The sequence below is a fragment of the Mycobacterium sp. UM_11 genome (assembly GCF_001414075.1).
GTDB lineage: Bacteria > Actinomycetota > Actinomycetes > Mycobacteriales > Mycobacteriaceae > Mycobacterium.
This window is the reverse complement of the sequence record NZ_LATC01000099.1, coordinates 1-17,114: the sequence shown is the minus strand read 5'-3', so window position 1 is coordinate 17,114 and position 17,114 is coordinate 1. Positions and strand designations below refer to the sequence as shown.

At 67.2% G+C, this 17,114-nt stretch carries 19 protein-coding genes and 3 pseudogenes; 7 read left to right on the top strand and 15 right to left on the bottom strand.

All coding sequences use genetic code 11. The features are described 5' to 3' along the window. Together WU80_RS26450 and WU80_RS20190 are read right to left on the bottom strand one after the other, a co-directional pair. Positions 1-131, bottom strand: a pseudogene (locus tag WU80_RS26450) (galactose-1-epimerase); the annotation flags it as partial. Positions 132-134: 3 nt separating this feature from the next. Beyond that, entirely contained in the window at positions 135-434 is a 300-nt protein-coding gene (locus tag WU80_RS20190; protein ID WP_231633869.1) for a hypothetical protein, read from the bottom strand. A gap of 24 nt (positions 435-458) precedes the next feature. Between WU80_RS20190 and WU80_RS25965 the strand changes: the two are divergent. Then, positions 459-648 (top strand): annotated as a pseudogene (locus WU80_RS25965) (alpha/beta hydrolase); the annotation flags it as partial. A 158-nt stretch (positions 649-806) separates the two neighbouring features. Next, positions 807-1,037, top strand: a complete 231-nt coding sequence (locus WU80_RS20185) for a DUF6400 family protein (protein WP_055404847.1) — start codon at positions 807-809, stop codon at positions 1,035-1,037. 218 nt (positions 1,038-1,255) lie between these two features. Here the strand turns inward: WU80_RS20185 and WU80_RS20180 are convergent, their stop codons facing one another. Continuing rightward, positions 1,256-1,681, bottom strand: coding sequence for a DUF4189 domain-containing protein (locus WU80_RS20180; protein ID WP_055404848.1), 426 nt, complete (start codon positions 1,679-1,681; stop codon positions 1,256-1,258). Positions 1,682-1,871: 190 nt separating this feature from the next. Between WU80_RS20180 and WU80_RS20175 the strand changes: the two genes are divergently transcribed. Beyond that, positions 1,872-2,771 (top strand): alpha/beta fold hydrolase, encoded by a 900-nt coding sequence (locus WU80_RS20175; RefSeq protein WP_055404849.1) that lies wholly within the window; start codon positions 1,872-1,874, stop codon positions 2,769-2,771. Here the strand turns inward: WU80_RS20175 and WU80_RS26175 are convergent. Genes WU80_RS26175 through WU80_RS20165 form a run of 4 tightly spaced genes read right to left on the bottom strand, consistent with a single transcriptional unit; the run spans position 2,768 to position 4,703 of the window. Further along, on the bottom strand, positions 2,768-2,920 hold the full coding sequence (locus WU80_RS26175) for a hypothetical protein (protein ID WP_197281307.1): 153 nt from the start codon (positions 2,918-2,920) through the stop codon (positions 2,768-2,770). The two genes, WU80_RS20175 and WU80_RS26175, sit on opposite strands and share 4 nt — an antisense overlap. Positions 2,921-2,934: 14 nt before the next feature. Continuing rightward, positions 2,935-3,612, bottom strand: a complete 678-nt coding sequence (locus tag WU80_RS20170; protein ID WP_055404850.1) for a DUF2510 domain-containing protein — start codon at positions 3,610-3,612, stop codon at positions 2,935-2,937. A 57-nt stretch (positions 3,613-3,669) separates the two neighbouring features. Next, positions 3,670-3,801 carry a hypothetical protein gene (locus WU80_RS26560; protein WP_255353619.1) on the bottom strand — a complete coding sequence of 44 codons (132 nt, stop codon included), beginning with the start codon at positions 3,799-3,801 and terminating at the stop codon, positions 3,670-3,672. A gap of 59 nt (positions 3,802-3,860) precedes the next feature. Continuing rightward, positions 3,861-4,703 carry a hypothetical protein gene (locus WU80_RS20165; protein WP_055404851.1) on the bottom strand — a complete coding sequence of 281 codons (843 nt, stop codon included), beginning with the start codon at positions 4,701-4,703 and terminating at the stop codon, positions 3,861-3,863. 140 nt (positions 4,704-4,843) lie between these two features. On the opposite strand from WU80_RS20165, the gene WU80_RS20160 reads away from it, so the two are divergent. Together WU80_RS20160 and WU80_RS20155 are read left to right on the top strand one after the other, a co-directional pair. Then, positions 4,844-5,590, top strand: coding sequence for a cutinase family protein (locus WU80_RS20160; RefSeq protein WP_055404852.1), 747 nt, complete (start codon positions 4,844-4,846; stop codon positions 5,588-5,590). A 74-nt stretch (positions 5,591-5,664) separates the two neighbouring features. Then, complete coding sequence (locus WU80_RS20155) at positions 5,665-6,498, top strand: isocitrate lyase/phosphoenolpyruvate mutase family protein (RefSeq protein WP_197281308.1); 834 nt, start codon at positions 5,665-5,667, stop codon at positions 6,496-6,498. On the opposite strand, the gene WU80_RS20150 is transcribed toward WU80_RS20155, so the two are convergent. The 8 genes from WU80_RS20150 to WU80_RS20115 form a co-directional block, all read right to left on the bottom strand. Continuing rightward, a complete protein-coding gene (locus tag WU80_RS20150) occupies positions 6,479-6,928 on the bottom strand; it encodes a DUF4383 domain-containing protein (protein ID WP_055404854.1) in 450 nt (149 codons plus the stop codon). The two genes, WU80_RS20155 and WU80_RS20150, sit on opposite strands and share 20 nt — an antisense overlap. A 71-nt stretch (positions 6,929-6,999) precedes the next feature. Then, a complete protein-coding gene (locus WU80_RS20145) occupies positions 7,000-7,578 on the bottom strand; it encodes a cyclic nucleotide-binding domain-containing protein (RefSeq protein ID WP_055404855.1) in 579 nt (192 codons plus the stop codon). A 74-nt stretch (positions 7,579-7,652) separates the two neighbouring features. Continuing rightward, positions 7,653-9,209 carry a succinic semialdehyde dehydrogenase gene (locus WU80_RS20140; RefSeq protein ID WP_055404856.1) on the bottom strand — a complete coding sequence of 519 codons (1,557 nt, stop codon included), beginning with the start codon at positions 9,207-9,209 and terminating at the stop codon, positions 7,653-7,655. 195 nt (positions 9,210-9,404) lie between these two features. Then, a complete protein-coding gene (locus WU80_RS20135) occupies positions 9,405-9,872 on the bottom strand; it encodes a GreA/GreB family elongation factor (RefSeq protein ID WP_055404857.1) in 468 nt (155 codons plus the stop codon). A gap of 16 nt (positions 9,873-9,888) precedes the next feature. After that, on the bottom strand, positions 9,889-10,404 hold the full coding sequence (locus WU80_RS20130) for a GreA/GreB family elongation factor (protein WP_055404858.1): 516 nt from the start codon (positions 10,402-10,404) through the stop codon (positions 9,889-9,891). A 263-nt stretch (positions 10,405-10,667) separates the two neighbouring features. Beyond that, on the bottom strand, positions 10,668-11,264 hold the full coding sequence (locus WU80_RS20125) for a hypothetical protein (protein ID WP_055404860.1): 597 nt from the start codon (positions 11,262-11,264) through the stop codon (positions 10,668-10,670). Positions 11,265-11,392: 128 nt separating this feature from the next. Continuing rightward, positions 11,393-12,910: a CdaR family transcriptional regulator gene (locus tag WU80_RS20120; protein WP_055404861.1), complete on the bottom strand. Its 1,518-nt coding sequence runs from the start codon at positions 12,908-12,910 to the stop codon at positions 11,393-11,395. Positions 12,911-12,991: 81 nt separating this feature from the next. Then, entirely contained in the window at positions 12,992-13,762 is a 771-nt protein-coding gene (locus WU80_RS20115) for a GAP family protein (protein ID WP_055404859.1), read from the bottom strand. Positions 13,763-14,581: 819 nt separating this feature from the next. Here WU80_RS20115 and WU80_RS26170 point away from each other — a divergent pair. Next, positions 14,582-14,795, top strand: a pseudogene (locus WU80_RS26170) (MbtH family protein). A gap of 52 nt (positions 14,796-14,847) precedes the next feature. Continuing rightward, on the top strand, positions 14,848-17,114 hold a 2,267-nt coding region (locus tag WU80_RS20110), incomplete at its 3' end, for an AMP-binding protein (RefSeq protein ID WP_156349676.1).

Below are 17,114 nucleotides of genomic sequence, written 5' to 3'. Positions count from 1 at the left end.
TTGTTGACCGGCAGGTGATACTCGTTGCCGTTCAACGAAAATGCCCCCTTGGCGATCCGGTTGCCGTAGCGGCCGATGATCGCGCCGAAATAGGTCTTGGCGGATCCGATGTTGTTCGCGTAGCGGTCCAAGGTTCAAACCCCCAGCACCACATTGTCAACGTGTCCGGTGCGGTCGGGGACCTCAATCGACTGAAAGATGCCGCCGTAGGTCAGGATTCGCACACGCATGCCGCGCCCGCTGACAAGCGTGGAACGGCTCACCAGGGTTGCATCCACCTGACCAATTGGCTCATTGGTGATTGACGGTGGCGCCCCTGTGGGTACCGATCTAGTGCCACTGTTAATGGTGGAGTTAGTCGTGGCGTTGCTGCATGCGACCAAGCCGGCTACGGAGGCGATGGCGATCATTTGAAGTATTCGTTTGCCGCGCATCGGTGCTCCCCCCGCGCCCACTGCAACCGGTGGGTGCGTGGGTCGGCCAGACCACGGTGCCGATGCGCCTGATCGACGGGCCCATCACCCCCAACTCCGGCGCCCACATGGCGCACCGCTACGCGCAGCTGATACCCGAACCTGGTGTCTGATGCTCGCAGACGACATCAGACACTGGCCGCAACCAGAAGCACCCGACGCAGCGTTGACGTAAGGTCGGCAACGCCGCGTCGGTGCGGCCCAACAGGCAAAGCCGGCTGCTCCGCTGAATGTGACGAACTCCAGCCACCAAAAGTGACGCACGCCATAGCTTGACCAGCGCCAATTAGGGCATCCTAACCATTCGTTTGTCTGACTAATGGTGGGGGCGCAATGGCCAACCTTGACTTTGCCTACGACCTGACGCTCGACGAGGCGCGTCGGCGCAGCGCGGTACTCGACGCGATCGGTGACGACTGGGACCCCGTCGCCGTGCTCGCCGAGGAACAGCAGGCCTACGACATGCTGTATTCGAATTTGGACACCGAGCAGCAGCGGATCTACGACGACCTCGTCCGCGCCGGCGTCCTTCCCGAACGGACGGTTGATCGTGTTACCGATTGATCCGACCGCCGACCGTAGCCGCCGCGCCTGGCTGCCCTGCCCACAATGCGATCACCGCGCCAAGTGTGGGGATTGCCGCAGCACCCGAAACTGCGACACGCACTGGCAGTACCTGTTGAGCAACCGCGGCACCCTGGTGCACCTGCAGTGCTCGGATTGCGGTCATCTCTGGTCGACCGACACGCATCGCCGCACCGCCTGACCCGGGCGTCGCGCGGCTATTGCGTGGCCACGAACGAGAAGTTCCCCGTCGAAATCAGGTCCGGGTCGACGACGCAGCGAGTGCCGTCCACGTTTGCCGGCCCGGACACCACCTTGGCCGCCGCCGCGGCACCGGCGGCATTGCGGGTGGGACCCCAGCCCCCGACCAAGCCATGACCGTTGTCCGAGAGGGCCACACAGCCACCCCGGCCCTCGGCAAGGACGTGGCAATCGGTCGCGCCGTGCTTCTCGGCGCAATGACTGATCGCGTACGCCTCGACGTCGGCGAGGCTGGCGTGGTTGCCGCCGACGGTGACGTCGACGGAGTGGGTGGAGTCCGACCCCGCGATCACGATGAAGCCACCGGCCTGGGCTTGTGCCGGCGCGGCCAGTCCGACGGCACAAACAGCAAGGATCACCGCGGACGCAACAGGCTTGAACACACGCTTCCTTTCACATCGTGTTCCGGCAGAAGGGGTGCCGTACTGCTAACGGTGATGGGTCGACGCCGATCAGGTCGCGTACTTAACAAAGCCTTGACACGCGCGTAGCAAATCTTCACAGTTCCGACACGCCGCCTGTGAGACGCGGCCACCCCGACACGTTCCGGCGGGAAGAAGCATGATTACCGTCATGGACGCTGAACTGAAACGCTGGCTGGACTCCGGCGAGTACTTCGACTACCTCGGCTTCGACATCTTCTACCGCGTCGAGGGCAGCGGGCCTCCGCTGCTGCTGATCCACGGTTACCCGTTCAATTCCTTTGACTGGGCGCCGATCTGGCCAAAACTGACGCAACGGTTCACGGTCATCGCGCCGGACATGATCGGGATGGGCTTCTCCGCCAAACCGGTGACCTACCAGTACTCGGTCATCGACCACGCCGACATGCACGAGGCGCTCCTAGCGCACCTCAACATCCGCAACGCGCACATCCTGGCTCACGACATCGGCGACTCGGTGGGCCAAGAACTGTTGGCCCGTCACGAGTTCAGGCAGCAAAGCTATGGCGAATGGCGCATCGACTCGATCACCTGGCTCAATGGCGGCATGTTCATCGAGTCGTACACACCCCGGGCGGCGCAGAAGTTGATGTCGGGCACCCCGCTGGGCGACCTCCTGAGCCCTCTGCAAAACAGCCCGGTGTCCAAACGGTTGCTCGAACCGACGCTGCGCGAGATGTTCGGCCCCAACACCAAGCCGACCCCGCGCATGATGGCGGTGTTCAACCAGATCCTGGACTACAACGACGGCCGCCGCGTGCTGCACAAGGTCGGCCGGTTCATCAACGATCGCCTCACGTATCGCAACCGGTGGGTGCGCGCCATGCGGCAGACCGCGGTGCCGATGCGCCTGATCGACGGGCCCATCGACCCCAACTCCGGTGCCCACATGGCGCGCCGCTATGCCGAGGTGGTTCCCGAACCGAATGTGGTGATGCTTGCCGACGACATCGGGCACTGGCCGCAACTCGAGGCGCCCGAAGCGGTGCTGAAGCACTTCCTAGCCCACATCGACCGCCTGGAAAGCTAGCCGTGATGCGGCGGTCGCTCGTCGCGCAGCCGTCCCTCGTCCGACGCCGCGCGCATCTGCTCCTCGTCGCCGAACCGCTCCAAATCCTCGGGCGTCACGCGCGGCTGCTTCGGCGCGGCCGGTGGTGGCTGACGGGGTTCGGCGGACACGTGCCGATTATTGCTCAAGGCTGAAAGGCCGCCAGGATCGTGCCGGAATCACGAATCTCCCAAATGCTGGCCTTGGTGATGCCGTCGAAGTTGATCTTGTTCAGCGTCGCCCGCGAATACGTGAGGTCGATGGCGACCTGCGTCGACGTGTTGCCGTAGGGATCGGTCATCGGAAAGGTGCCCTGCACGTTCACCGCGGACGCGTCGGGATAAGTCGTTCGTGCGTACCTGAGGATGTCGATGGTGTCCATCCGGGCACCGTCTTTGATCATCTGTTCGCTGTAGTTGTCGCGAATCGCGAATCGGGCGTCGACCACGTCGCCGTTGGGGCCGGGCGCGGTGGTGAAGGTGACCCCGTCCGGCTTCTTGGGGCCTGGCGGCGTCGACGGTGGGGCCTCGGTCGATGACGGTGGGCTCGCGGCCGCCGAACTCGGCGGGGCCGAGTCACTCTTCGCGTCGAAAACCCAACTTCTGCCGACGAGGACGAGAAGCACCAGCGCCCCCAACGTCGCCAGGGCCAGCGCCGCCTTTCCCGGGACGCCCTTTTTCGGCGGCTCGGTGGCGAACGCCCACTCGGTGGTCCAGTCGGTGCCGTCGAAGTACCGCTGCAGCCCGTGGCCCACGCCGGCGGGGTCGGGGTACCAGCCCGGCGCCGACTTCGGCGGGGGCGGCGGCACCCGTTCAGATGGCATCCACCCATTTTCGTCGTGGCGGTGACATTCCGGCCACCCGCCCGGGGCCGGATCTCGTCAGTCCTCGTCGTCGGGCTCGGTGAGTTCCGGCGCGTTCTCCCGCGTCGCCATGCCGCCCTCGCGCCCGTGATCCGCGGGACCCGGCCGGCCGCCCCTGGGCTCGTCGTCGTTCTGCGAATGCTTGCCCATCGCAACCTCCTTCGTCGACCGACGGACTACCCGCTGCGGCACGATCTGAAAGACCTGCGCTACGACTGGATCAATGCCTTCCGCAACGTCGGCCGAACGACGTCCGCTATGTAACGCGCGGTTGGTTGATCGCCCCACCGATGCGCCCCGTGCGCGGACGGGTGGGTGAAGGTGCAGACGATCATGCGGTGCTTACCGAGGAATGCCTCGTGGTGATGGTCGTCGTACGTGCGACCGGGGACGAGGAGGGGCTTGACCCATTTGGCAACGGCCCTTCCTTGAATGATCACGATGGTGGGTTCGAGGATTTTCATCGTGGCGCTGAAATGCTCACTGCAGTTCCGAAACATCGTTCCGGTCGGGCGGCCATTGCTGCTGCCGGGTGGTGCTGCCGAACACAACAGGCGGTTCACGAGGGCAAAACCATCGAAGATGTGAAACGGCTTGTCGTTACCGGGTTTAACGAACTCTCCTTCCCGGTCCGTGCCCGCATCGGTTCCCATCAGGATGCGTAGAGCCGTCGTTGTTCCCCGCATGTGGGGGTTCCGGCCCTTATGCGTATTCGTCGTGTAGTACCGCTTTTCCAGTCCAGTCACGTCGTGGACTTGTTGGTATCGAGCGTCGAGCGTGACATGGGACTGCAGCGCGGGGGCGCCCTTAGGAAATCCTGACTCCTGGCCGACGACGACGATCCGAAGGGGCTTGCCGTCGGCGCGGAGGTCGAAGTGTCGCCCGACGTGGCTCATGGTTCCCTCGCGGAAACTATCGCCGGGCCGACACGAATGGCGGCAGTCGGCCTGATGCGAGCACACAAAATCCGTTTCCGTGAGCAAGTTCTTCTCGACGTATCTGCGGAGCTTCGCGATGCGGCTGCGCGTTGCGGCTCGATCCGCCGTGATCATGGGTCGTGCGAATGCCATAACCCTGGGTTTGCCATCGTCCGCCAGCGCTAATCCGGCGGGTGAGCACGGTGCCGTTCCGTGGCGGTCAAGCCACAACAAATCCGTGGTTTAGAAGTGCCGATCACTGGGCACACAGCGCCATGATTGCGCGTCAGCTCTCCCGTTTCCTTGCTTCCGCGGTGACCGCGATGTCGGGCGTCAGCGCTTCGGTCCTCGCTTCCGCGCTCCCGCTGGCCTCGGCCGATGCGTGTCCGGACGTCCAAGTGGTGTTCGCCCGCGGCACCGATGACCCGCCGGGCCTCGGTCCGACCGGACAGGCATTCGTCGACTCGCTGCGCCCGCGCGTCGGCGCCGGTTCGTTCGACGTGTATCCGGTCAACTACCCCGCCACCCACGACTGGACGAGCGCGGGCGAGGCGGGCGTCAGGGACGCGGGCGCGCACGTCGTTTCGTTCGCCCACGACTGCCCGAACAGCAAGATGGTGCTTGGCGGCTACTCCCAGGGCGCTGCCGTCATGGGCTTCGTCACCTCGCCGGCCGTGCCGGCCGGGATCGATCCGGCGAGCGTGCCCAAACCGCTGGAGCCCGAGGTGGCCAATCACATCTCGTCGGTGGTGCTCTTCGCAACGCCAAGCGAAAAGGCGATGAACTTCTTCGGCGAGCCGCCGGTCGTCATCGGCCCGCTCTACCAGGCCAAGACCATCCAGGTATGCGCGCCTGGGGACCCCATCTGCTCCGACGGGATGAACTTCGTCGCGCACGACACCTACTCGACCAACGCGGCGATGATCGACCAGGGCGTGGCCTTCGCGGCCAGTCGTCTTGGTTCCAGCGCGGGACCGGGTGCGCCGACGACGGCCGTCGGGTTCTCCGGCGCGGCCAGTTAAACCCGCTACGGCACAAGGCGTTTCGCCACCATGCCGATCTAGCGGCCTCCGATTGGCCCGAGCATAATCGGGTGGTGGATTCGCACGCTGCAGAGCAGTTTCGCCGGCTTCATCAACAAGAGGGGTGTTTTCTCATCCCGAACCCGTGGGACGCCGGTTCGGCCATCGCCCTCGCCAACCTCGGCTTCCCGGCGCTGGCCACGACCAGCGCCGGCCTGTGCTTCGCCCGCGGTCTGCCGGACACGTCGACCGCGCTTTCCGTCGACGCCGCCCTGGACAACATCGCCGAAATCGTGGCCGCGGTCAGCGTCCCCGTCAACGCCGACTTCCAGGCCGGGTACGCCGCAGACACCGACGAGCTCGCCCACAACGTCGCGCGCTGCGTGGCCACCGGCGTAGCGGGGCTCTCCATCGAAGACGGCACGGGCGCCGCCGACAAGCCGCTCTTCGAACTCGCCGAGGCCACCGATCGCGTCCGCGCTGCGCGTGCGGCGATCGACGACTCCGGGGCCGACGCCGTGCTGACCGGCCGCGCGGAATGCTTCCTATACGGCCACCCCGATCCGCTCGCCGAGGCCATCCGGCGGCTGCAGGCTTATGCCGAGGCGGGGGCCGAGGTGCTCTTCGCGCCGGGGATTCGTACCAAAAAGGACATCGCGACCCTCGTCGACGCCGTACGGCCCTACCCCGTCAACGTCCTGATGTCGTCCGACACGGGATTGACGGTGACCGATCTCGCGCAGGCGGGCGTGCGGCGGATCAGCGTCGGCTCGGCGTTGAGTCGCGTCGCCTGGGGCGCGTTCCTGGCGGCCGCGCGAAAGCTGATCGAGGACGGGTCCTTCGCGGGACTGGCGGGCGCCACCGGATTCGACGAGCTGAACGCGCTTTTCACCGGACGGTCGAGCTAGGGCGCCTCCGCAGATCGGCGAGCGAGTTTCGCAACCCGCCGTCCAGCCGAATCTGCACCGCGGCCACCGCGAGCATCACCCCCGCGGTCACCAGGTGCACCACCGCGTCGGTGACGTTGTTGGGGAAGGTGAAGACGACGGCGACCTGATGCGAGAAGAACGCCCAAATGCCCGGCAGCGCACCGGCTATCGCGGCCAGCAGCAGGTACAGCACCGCCCACGACTTGCGCGTCGCGAACACCAGGCCCGGAGCGAATAGGGCGAGGCCCGCGACGGCGTGCCAGCCGTTGTAGTCCATGCCGAGCAGCTGGACGGTCGGCGCGGTGGGCCCGGTCGCGAAGCTGGGATTGATGACGAGGCCGATCACCGCCTGGACGACATGAAAAGCGCAGATGATCAGCAGCCCGATCTGGGCGAAACTCCACCTCACGTGGCACCCCCTTGTGCACGGCGGGATGGGTCTAATACTACGCGCCGTAGTAGGGCAAGTGCAATGAACGGCTACGTTTTGTCGTTCCGCTCCAGCCACTGGGTGATCGCGTCTTCGAGCGCGGTCGCGACGTCCAGACCGGCGCTGTCGGCCGCCTGTTCGAACCGCTCGACCAGTTCGGTGCGCACCGAGGCGCCCAGCTTGGTGCGCGGCGGTTTCGGCTTCGGCGGCAGGTCCACCGGCACGTGCCGCGCGACCGACGCGTCGATGATTTCGCGGAGCGCCGGCAATTCGCGAAGCAGCCTGTCGAGATCGTCGCGTTCGATGCGCAACAGCTCGGCCGGTCCGGTCGTCGTCACGGTCGCCGACCGCAGCCGCCCGCGGTGCAGCGCCGATTCGCCGATAACCTCGCCCGGTCCCAGCACGGCGATGCGGTCCCGCCCGGCGTACACGCCCACCTCGCCGCTGAGCAGGATGTAGGCGGAGTCCGACGGCGTCTGCTCGTGGATCAGCGGCAACGGCGCCGACGTCGCGGTGCGATGAGCCGCCCGAGCGAGACGCAGCAGATCGGCGTCCGAGAAGTTGGCGAAGGTGGCGTACTCGCGTAGCCGACGTGCGTCTTGTTCGTATTGCTTCTCGTCGGCCTTCATAGCGGTCTCCTGACGTGCGATGTGACGCTACATCGAGGAGCGTAACGCGGATTTGCGTTTACAAAAGGCCAAAGTCAGTTCCTGCCGGGAAGCTTCATCACCGTCCGCACGATCGGCAGCAGCGACTTCTGCCACAGGGTCGTCGGAATGCCAAGGGGCGGATCGAGATTGAACACGCGGGCGGTCGCGATCGTCTGCGATTCGGTGTACTTGAGCAGCCCCTCGGGACCGTGCCGGCGACCGACGCCGGACTGGCCCATCCCGCCCATGGGTGCGCTCAGGCTGCCCCAGGCAAACGCGTACCCCTCGTTGACGTTCACCGTCCCCGAACGCAGCCGGGCGGCGATCTGCTCGCCCTCCGCCGACGAACCGGCCCACACGCTGGCGTTCAGCCCGTACTCGGTGTCGTTGGCCTTCTCGACGGCCTCGTCAACGTCGGCGACGGGGTAGATGGAGACCAGCGGGCCGAACGTCTCGTTCGCGGCGCATTCCATCTCCGGCGTGACGTCGGCCAGCACCGTCGGCTCGTAGAACAGCGGCCCGATGTCGGGCCGCGCATTGCCGCCGGCAAGCACCTTGGCGCCCTTGGCTTTCGCGTCGTCCACGTGGTCGGTCACCGTGTCCAGCTGGCCCGCGGAGATCAGGCTGCCCATGTCGACCGAGAAGTCATATCCGGTGCCCAGCTTCATGTTTCGCACGGCGTCGCCGAACTTGCGGGTGAACTCGTCGGCGATGTCCTTCTCGACGTAGATCCGCTCGATGGAGATGCACAGCTGGCCGGCGTTCGAGAAACACGCGCGGGTGGCCGCCTTGGCGGCCTTGTCGAGGTTGGCCCCGCGCATGACGATCATCGCGTTCTTGCCGCCGAGCTCGGCCGAAAACCCGATCAGCCGGCGGCCGCAGTGCTCCGCGAGCTGCCGGCCGGTCGCGGTCGAGCCGGTGAACATCAGGTAGTCGCAGTTGTCGATGATCGCGGTGCCGACGATCGATCCCGGCCCGGGGACGATCGCGTACAGGGCGCGGGGCAGGCCGGCCCGGTACAACAACTCGGCGCACGCCAGCGCGCAATACGGGGTCTGGCTGTCCGGCTTGAGCACCACCGCATTCCCGGCCAGCAGCGCCGGCACCGAGTCGGACGCCGTCAGCGTCATCGGGTAGTTCCACGGCGAGATCACCCCGACCACGCCCTTGGGCTGGTATCCCACGGTCGTCTTGCCGATCCCCGGCAGCAGCGACTGCACGGTCCGCGGCTTGAGCAGGTCCTCGGCGACGCGCACGTAGTAGTTCGCGTTCGCCATCAGGTCGACGATCTCCTCCTGCGCCGCCCATCGGGCCTTGCCGGCCTCGGCCTGCAGCAGATCCATCAGGAAGTCGCGGTTTTCGACGACCAGGTCGCGATAGCGGGCGATGACCTCGACGCGCTCGGCGACCGGGCGGTTCGCCCAGTCGACCTGGGCCGCGCGCGCCTCGGCGAAGGCGGCTTCGACGTCCTCGGCCGTGCCGATGGGGATCGTGGTCAGTGGCTTGCCGGTGAAGACCTCGTCGATGGTCTTGGTCTGACGTGCGCTGACGTCTTTGATCGCGGCGAGGTCGCGCAGGCGGTTGAAGACCTCGGCTGACGGTGCAGGCATGTCTCGTCCTCTCGCAGAAGCAGGTGTTCTTCAACACCAGCCTATGGGCTGCGCAAGGTCGGGCGGCGGCCGCGGTTTTTGGCTACGGCGTACAACGATCACATCCGCCCGTAGGCGACCGCCGTGATGAGAAGAACGATCGCCAGAAGAAGGAACATCACCGCCACCGGGTCGATGAGCGCGAACAGCATGGCGTCAGTTGGTGCGCGCCAGGTAGACGCCGTACGGCACCGCGCTCAGCAGGGTGACCGCGAAGGCCGCGCCACTGGGCAGTGGGTAGGTGCGGCGCTCACCCGGACGCGCGCCGGCGATGGCCGAACCCAGCGGGGAATTGATCGAATACACCTCCAGATCGCCGTGCTCGGCGCCGCGCGCGCCCAGGAGGAAGGTCTCGGTGTCGCCGGTGTCGTCGTAGCGGACGGTCAACACCATGCCGGGTTCGGCGACCCCGTCGTCGGGCGGGTCCTCGCCGACGACGGCGTTGACCAACAGGTCCTGAATCCGCTGCATTCGCAGTCGCCGTGCGCGCTGGACGGCGACGAAGTTGTCATCGGCGGCATCGCCGGCCGCGTTGCCGTCGCACAACTCCCGCAGGGCGGCCAGCTCGCGCCGCAGCCGTCCGTAGGCCTGCGGTGAAAGCCAGGTGGGTTGCACACTGGTCATGTCCGGGTTCCTTTCCTCAAGCGGCTGTGGCAGTCGATGTTCGTCGAGAACCATTGCGGCCCAACATGTTTGGCGACGGGGGCCGGTAGGGCACGGCCTTGAGCAACGTCACGAGCCGGCCGGCGTCGTGGGGGATCGCATAGATGCGTTGTTCGCCGGGGCGGGCACCGGCGATGCAGCGGCCCAGGGGCGATGCCATCGAGTAGACCTTGATGTCGGCGTCTTCGGCGCCCCGCCTGCCGAGCAGCAGGGTTTCCGTTTCACCGCTGGCGTCGTCGCGGATGGTCAACACCATGCCCGGCCCCGCGATCCTCTCGGCCGCGGGGTCGTCGCGGACGGCCGCCGACTTGAGCAGATCCTCGATCTCGCGGATGCGTCGTTGCCGAGCCGCCGGGCGGGCGCCGCGGCTGGCGCCGTAATCCATGGCGTCGTCGGGAACTTCGATGCTGCGCAGCGAGCGCAGCGCGCCCAGTTCGTCCTGCAGGCGTCGCCGGTGCTGTGGTGTTATGTACACGGGTGCGAAGTTGGTCATCGCGTTATTTCCTTTCCTAAGTAGGGGTGTCGTCAGGGGCGGGCCGACGGGTGGCTGCCGTCCCTGACGACGCGGAGCCCTGTTGAGGGGCAAGGCCTCTTGGGATACGTTGTCCGCCAGGGAAATTCATCGGGTTCCCGAGCTACCAATTCCCATAGTGCCTACTCCGGCGTCGGGCCGCTTGCCCGAACAGGACAAGGGAAAGGTTGGTGATTGTGCCGAGCCGACAACGCCACTTCGCCGGTGCCCGAGCGGCCGCTAATTCACGGTTGCCCGACGAGGCCGTTGAAGTCGTGTTGCCATTTGGCGTGCCGGGCTCGATCGAGGGCGTGGCGGGCGGCGCCGAACGCAGCGGCCGCCGACAGGCTGACGGCACCCCAGATCGCCAGGGTGATCGTGACCGCCTCGGCGCGGGGAGACATCATCGGTCGGCTCACCGGCGAACCCCGGCCGTCGACCCAGAGCTCGAACTCATCGCCGACCCTGGCCCCGAGCGGTGCGGCGACGTCACCGGTGCGTGGGGCACCGGCGAAATCCCATTGGGCGGGCACCGTGACCGTCGGGCTGTCCAGGTTGGTACGGGGATGGCTATCCCCGACGACCGTCGCGATCACCGGGCGGCGAGTCTGGACCTGCTCGGCGTAGACGCGGCTTCGCGACTCATGAACCGCGGTGCCGACGGCAGCGGCGATCGGCACGGTAAGCAGCGACACCGCGACGGCCAGCACCAAGAGCAGCGCCTCCAGCCGGTCGCTTGCCCGGATCAGCGGGTTCCGGCTGAACAGCCGCGCCACCAGCCGTCGCGGCAGCGGCAGGGTGAACGTCTCCAGCGCGGTGCGGTCGTGGGTCGGGCGGGTCATCGGATGTCCTATCGAGGGATCGGCACCGGCCATGATCTGGCCACCTCAATCGTCGCGTGGGTGCGTGCCGCAAAGCTTGCCGAAGCCCGACAATGGCGCCGTGGCGCATTGTCGGATCTCGACAGCGTTCAGCCGATGTCGGTGGCCGCGAGTTCGATCATCATGGCCAGCCGCTTCCGGGCGTCATCCAATGGGAGGTTGGTGATTTCGGCCATCTTGCGCAACCGGTAGCGCACGGTGTTCTCGTGTACGCCGAGCCGCGCACCGGCTTCGGCCGGGTCGCCCTGGGCCTCCAGCCACGCCCGGAGCGTGGCGAGATAGTCGGTTCCGTGGGCGCTGTCGTGGCGGCCCAGCTCGACCACCGGTCCACGGGTCGGGGACCGGCCGGCCCGCGCCGCGGTGCGCAACCGCTGCAGCAGGATGTCGTCCCACGACTCGTCGTAGGCGGGAGGGGCGGAGCCTGGCGACGCCTCATGCAACGCCAGGCATTCGTCGGCCTCCTGGCGGGCGGCGGTCAGATCGGCCACCTCGGCAGTGCCGCTGATGCCGGCCAACACGCTCACCTGCTCGGGCAGCGCCGCCTTCAGACCGGTCACCCAACGCCGCGCCGTCGCGGCGTCCTCGCCGGGAAGCACCGTGTAGATGGTGTTGCCCGCCAAGGCGCTCCGACCCGGCCGCGACCAGCCGAAACCCGTGGTGGCACGCTCGAACGCCAACAGCAGGGCGGCGTCGCGTTCGGCTCCGACGGAGGCCTGCAGCGCGATCACTCGCAAGCCGCTCTGCGGCAGGCCGAGCTTGCTTGCGGCCGTGGCGGAATCGGCGCTGCCGTCCAGTAGCCGGATCACCAGCTCGGATTCCACCTGACGTTCGAGGTCGGCGCTGGCCTGGGACCGCAGCAGGTGCAGGGCGACGGTGTGGGCTCCCTCGGCCAAGGCGCCGCGCGCCGACTCGTCCAGCGGCTCCGAACACCCCACCCACACCGAACCCATCAGTTCTCGGCCGGAGCGCACCGCCACGACCATCCGCCCGGTCACGCCGTGTTCCGCATCGCCCTCGACGAAGAGCGGCTCGTCCGAGCTCGCCAGATGCGCGAAGACGCCACCGGCTTCGAAGAATGCGCGCAGCCGGTCCGGAGTCTGCCGGTCCAGGATGGTCTCGACCCGCGCCGGGTCGGCGTGTTGCTGCAGCCGTGAATACGCGAGCACACGCAGCAGCCGATCTTGGATGACGACGGCGCTGCCGATCGCGTCCGCCAGGCTGTCGGCCAGCGCGAACAGGTCCGTCGGGCCACGACCGGCCGCCGTCTCACGGCCCTCGAGCACCAGCCCGTAGATGACCCCGGCGATCTCGCTCCACGACAGTGTCTCGTCGACCAGCATCACCGCGCCGACCCCGGCGTCCGCGTCGAACGTCATCGGCTCGGCGTGATCGCGCGTCAGCAGCACGACCGCGTGAGCCGACGCCGCCCAGCGGATGCCGTCGCCGAGCGAGTCGGCGCCGATCGCCAGCAGAACGTCACCGACGACCACCCGATCGCCCTCGTGAATGGCCACGCTGCGCAGCTCGGTCGACCTGGGCGCCGAAGACCAGACCAAGCGGACCCCGTAACCACCCAGCACGTTGACCAAGCGGTCCAAAGTGATCACGAGCGCTCCCAACGCGGCCGGCAAGACGCAGATGCATTTGTATCGTCCCGCGTTCACGAGCGGCAGGCGATTGCCGAATGCTCAAAGAATGTGCATGCCCTGGGCCAGCTGCGAGACCCCGACCACCGTGAAGACGGTGACCAGGATCCGCCGGTGATAAGCGCGCACCCAGTCGTGCAGTTGCCGCAGCAGGGCCTGGGTTCGCACCGGCGCGGCCAGGTACCCCACCAGGATCACCTCGACGACGGAATACATCAGCAGCACGAACGCTATGGAGGCGCTGACCTGCGTCGCGATCGCGGCCCTGGACGCCACGATGATCGCGAGGATGAACAGCACCCCGTCGACCGGCACCGACGCCAGCCCGATCACCCACGCGATCCACAGCGATCCCTTGTCCCAGGCGCGGTGGGCCCGGTGCAGCAGGCGCCGGATCCCCGAACCGTCCTCGGCCGAGACGTCCCCTGCCCGGCTCAGGAATCGCGGCATTGCTGGCGGCGTGTTCGAGGCGTCGTCACCCGACGTCCGCGCCTCCGCACGCTGACGCGTCGAGTACCGCACGGCCATCAGCGCGGCGATCGCGAGCCCGAGCACGCCGAGGCCGATCTGGATGTGCGGAAGGGTGGAGCTCGTGGCCTTGGCTGCGCCGTGTCCGGACGAGCCCAGGATCGACGTGAAGTTGAGCAGGATCAGCGGCGCGAGAAGCTCGGGCAGGCACACCGTGAGGCCGCCGACCCAGTAGGCGAGCAGGTTCGGACCCGGCCGCGGTCGGGAGATCATCAGGAGAGCCAGACCGAGACGCACCGGATTCAGCGCCGCCAGAACTCCTAAGCCCAGCACCGACCCCCACATTGCCGCAGCTTTACCCGTGCCCCGTGGAACTTAAACGGCGCAGTGTCCGGACCGGGGGTGTCGGGGCGACGTCGCGAATACCGTTTCATTGCAACACGTTCGAGCGTGACCGCTGCGCGAATCCGGCATGAACGGTGTCGTTGGGAGGGACGTGAAGTCGGTCACAGCGACGCAGCCGGCCCGCGGAGGTGAGGCGCGCGATAGCAACGGCACGCCGTCGGCGGTCCGTGTCTGCAGCCATCCCAGTGAAACCGTCGCGGCAAGCAACCGGTGGCGGGCCCGCCGCGCTGATCCGCGCGCTCCAGCTGCAGCAGCGAATCCGCGCGCCCGCCGGACCGGGGCGGCCGCAAAGGAGGGGGCGCGAGGCCAGCAACCGCTTACGACCGCCCTCCGGCAAATGACATTGTTCGTTTCGCTAGCGTTCGGTCATTCGGAGGCTGCGATTCGCTTCTCGTGGAGGGAAATTCACAGGTCGGCAGTGGCATCGTTGGTGGACGGCGGCCGTGGGGCGCGACATCGCAGCTCGTCGCGCCGGCGTGCTCAGGGTTCGGTGCTGCGCTGACGAAAATACCCGGGGGCGCCGGCGCGGTCGCCGGGTTGCCGGTAGCGTTGGAGGCGGTATTGCGGATCGGGCCGGGGAAATAACTGGGGCCAGAACCGCAGCCATGACTCACATCTCGACGGGGATCCCCGCGAAGCCCATCGGCACGCGTGTCATGCCGGTGGGCGGGTCGACACACTGGTCGAAAACAGCGGCCAATCCTGCAGCACTGCACGCGGTTTCGTGCCGCGCGCCATTCGCATCTTCGGTGTAGGAGGTTGTCCGGTGCGGCTTTCGACGATGACCGCGACAAATTTTTCGCGTCGGTCAATAATGACGAGCGGCACAGCCTCCACCCAGCATCAGCCAATATCCTGCCGGGTGGACCCCGGCGCCGTGGCCCGCTCGGCGTGTCTCGCCTACATCGAACAGAACTGGCCGGATATTCGTCCTAAGAGCATGCGCAAGGCGCTGCCCGCTCCTAGTTTGTGATGTATAGACCGCCTAGGTATGAAGGACCGGGTAAGGCTTTGGGGGGAAATTAGTGGAACTCGGTGACCGCGCACTTCCGCTGACGCGGGCGCAGCTGGACATCTGGCTGGCGCAGCAGACGGGTCACTTCGATGTCGCGTGGCAGCTCGGCGTGCTGGTGCGGATCGAGGGCGCGATCGACCGGACCCTGCTCGAGCAGGCGATGCGCCACGTGGTGGGGGAGGCCGAAAGCCTGCGGGCCTCCTTCTTCGAGGTAGACGGCGAGGTCTTCCAGAGGGCCATTGAAAACCCGGATGTCGATCTGGACTTCTACGACCTGACCGGATCCCCGGATCCCGAGCGCGACGCCCGCGAGATGGCCTCGTCCATCCAGCGCACCCCCATGTCGCTCGCCGGCCCGATGATCACCTTCCACCTGTTCAAGACCGGGCCCGCCGAGTACTACTGGTTCAGCCGCTGCCATCACATAGCGATGGACGGCTTGGGCATCGCCTTGATCGGCCGCCGGATCGCGGCCGTCTACTCCGCCCTCGCCTCCGGGTCGCCTATTTCTCCCGCCTTCTTCGGCTCGTTGCGCGACCTGGTCAGCAGCGAGTTGGAGTACGCGGCGTCCGCGGATTACGTTGCCGATCAGGAGTATTGGGCCGAGCATCTTCCTTCGGCCAGCGAATCGGACTATCGGCTGACCGACGCCCCCAGTGCGCGCGATCCCTACGCCCCCTCGGTGCCGGTCCAATTGGACTCGTCGGTGGTCGATGTCATCAAGCGGTTGTCCAAGGCGTTGGGCATCCGCCGATCGTCGGTCCTCACCGCCGCCTGCGCGCTCCTGGTGCGCGCCTTGCGCGCCGACAACTCGGACGAAGTGGTGCTCGACTTCCCGGTGAGCCGCCGGATGGACCCGGCGTCCAAGACGCATCCCGGCATGCTCGCCGGGGTGGTGCCCCTGGTCCTGAACGCACCGCCGACGGCCACGGTCGCCGACTTTCTTCGGCAGGTCGACACCCGGTCGCGAGAGGCGATGCGGCACCAGCGGTTCCCCGTGCACATGCTCGGTAGCGACGGCGGCTTCCGCGGCGCACCCCAGACGTCCAATCGGGTGGTGGTCAACTTCGTTCCCGCCCGGATGACCCTGAGCCTCGGCGGCGTCCCGGCGACCGCGACCTACACCACCTTCGGCCCGATTGGCCACTTCGGGCTGTTCTTCCTCGGATTCGGCGACCAGCAACTCCTCAGCACAGTCGGTGTCGGACAACCATTTTCGAACTTCGACGCCACGGACCTGGTGGCGCGGCTGCAGCGGTTGTTGATCGCGATGGCGGACGACCCGGCGCGGGTGTTGTCGTCGGTCGATGTGGTCGGTGACGTTGAGCGTGCCGGTTTGGGTGCGTGCGGTAATTGGGGGGTCCTGGCGGCGCCGGTGGGGGCGGGGGTGTCGGTCCCCCCGTTGTTTGCCGCGCGGGTGGCGGCGGCGCCGGGTGCGGTGGCGGTGTCGGGTGCGGGTGTGTCGGTTACCTATGGCGAGCTGGATGCGGTCTCGACGCGGTTGGCGCGGTTTTTGGTGGCGCGGGGTGTGGGTCCGCGGTCCACGGTGGGGGTGCTGTTGTCGCGGTCCGTGGAGGCGGTCGCGGCGATGTTGGCGGTGTTGAAGGCCGGGGCGGCGTATGTGCCGATGGATCCGGGGTCCCCGGATGCGCGGATCGGGTTCATGCTCGCTGATGCGCGACCGGTGGCGGTGTTGACGACGGCGCAGTGGGCTGGGCGGCTTGCCCACCACGGGGTGGTCGTGATCGACGTGGATGATCCCGACGTTGATGGCGCGCCGGAGATGGTTTTGCCGGAGCCGGATGCCGATGGTGTGGCGTATGTGATCTACACGTCGGGGACTACGGGTGTGCCCAAAGGTGTTGGGGTGAGCCATCGCAACGTGACGGCGTTGATCGGCTCGCTGGATGCGCGGTTGCCGGCGCCGGGGGTGTGGTCGCACGCGCATTCGTTGGCCTTCGATGTTTCGGTGTGGGAGATTTTCGCCCCGTTGTTGCGTGGGGGCCGAGTGGTCATCGTGGAGGAGGACACCGCGCGCGCCCCCGAGGAGCTGCGCGAGGTCCTGGCCGCTGAGGGCGTGACCGTGTTGACGCAGACGCCGTCGGCGGCGGCGATGCTGGATCCGGCCGGCCTGGACGGGGTGGCGCTGGTGTTGGCCGGGGAGGCCTGCCCACCGGAGGTGGTGGATCGCTGGGCGCCGGGTCGGGTGGTGGTCAATGCCTATGGGCCGACCGAGACCACGATGTGCGTGGCGATCAGCGCCCCGTTGACGGCGGG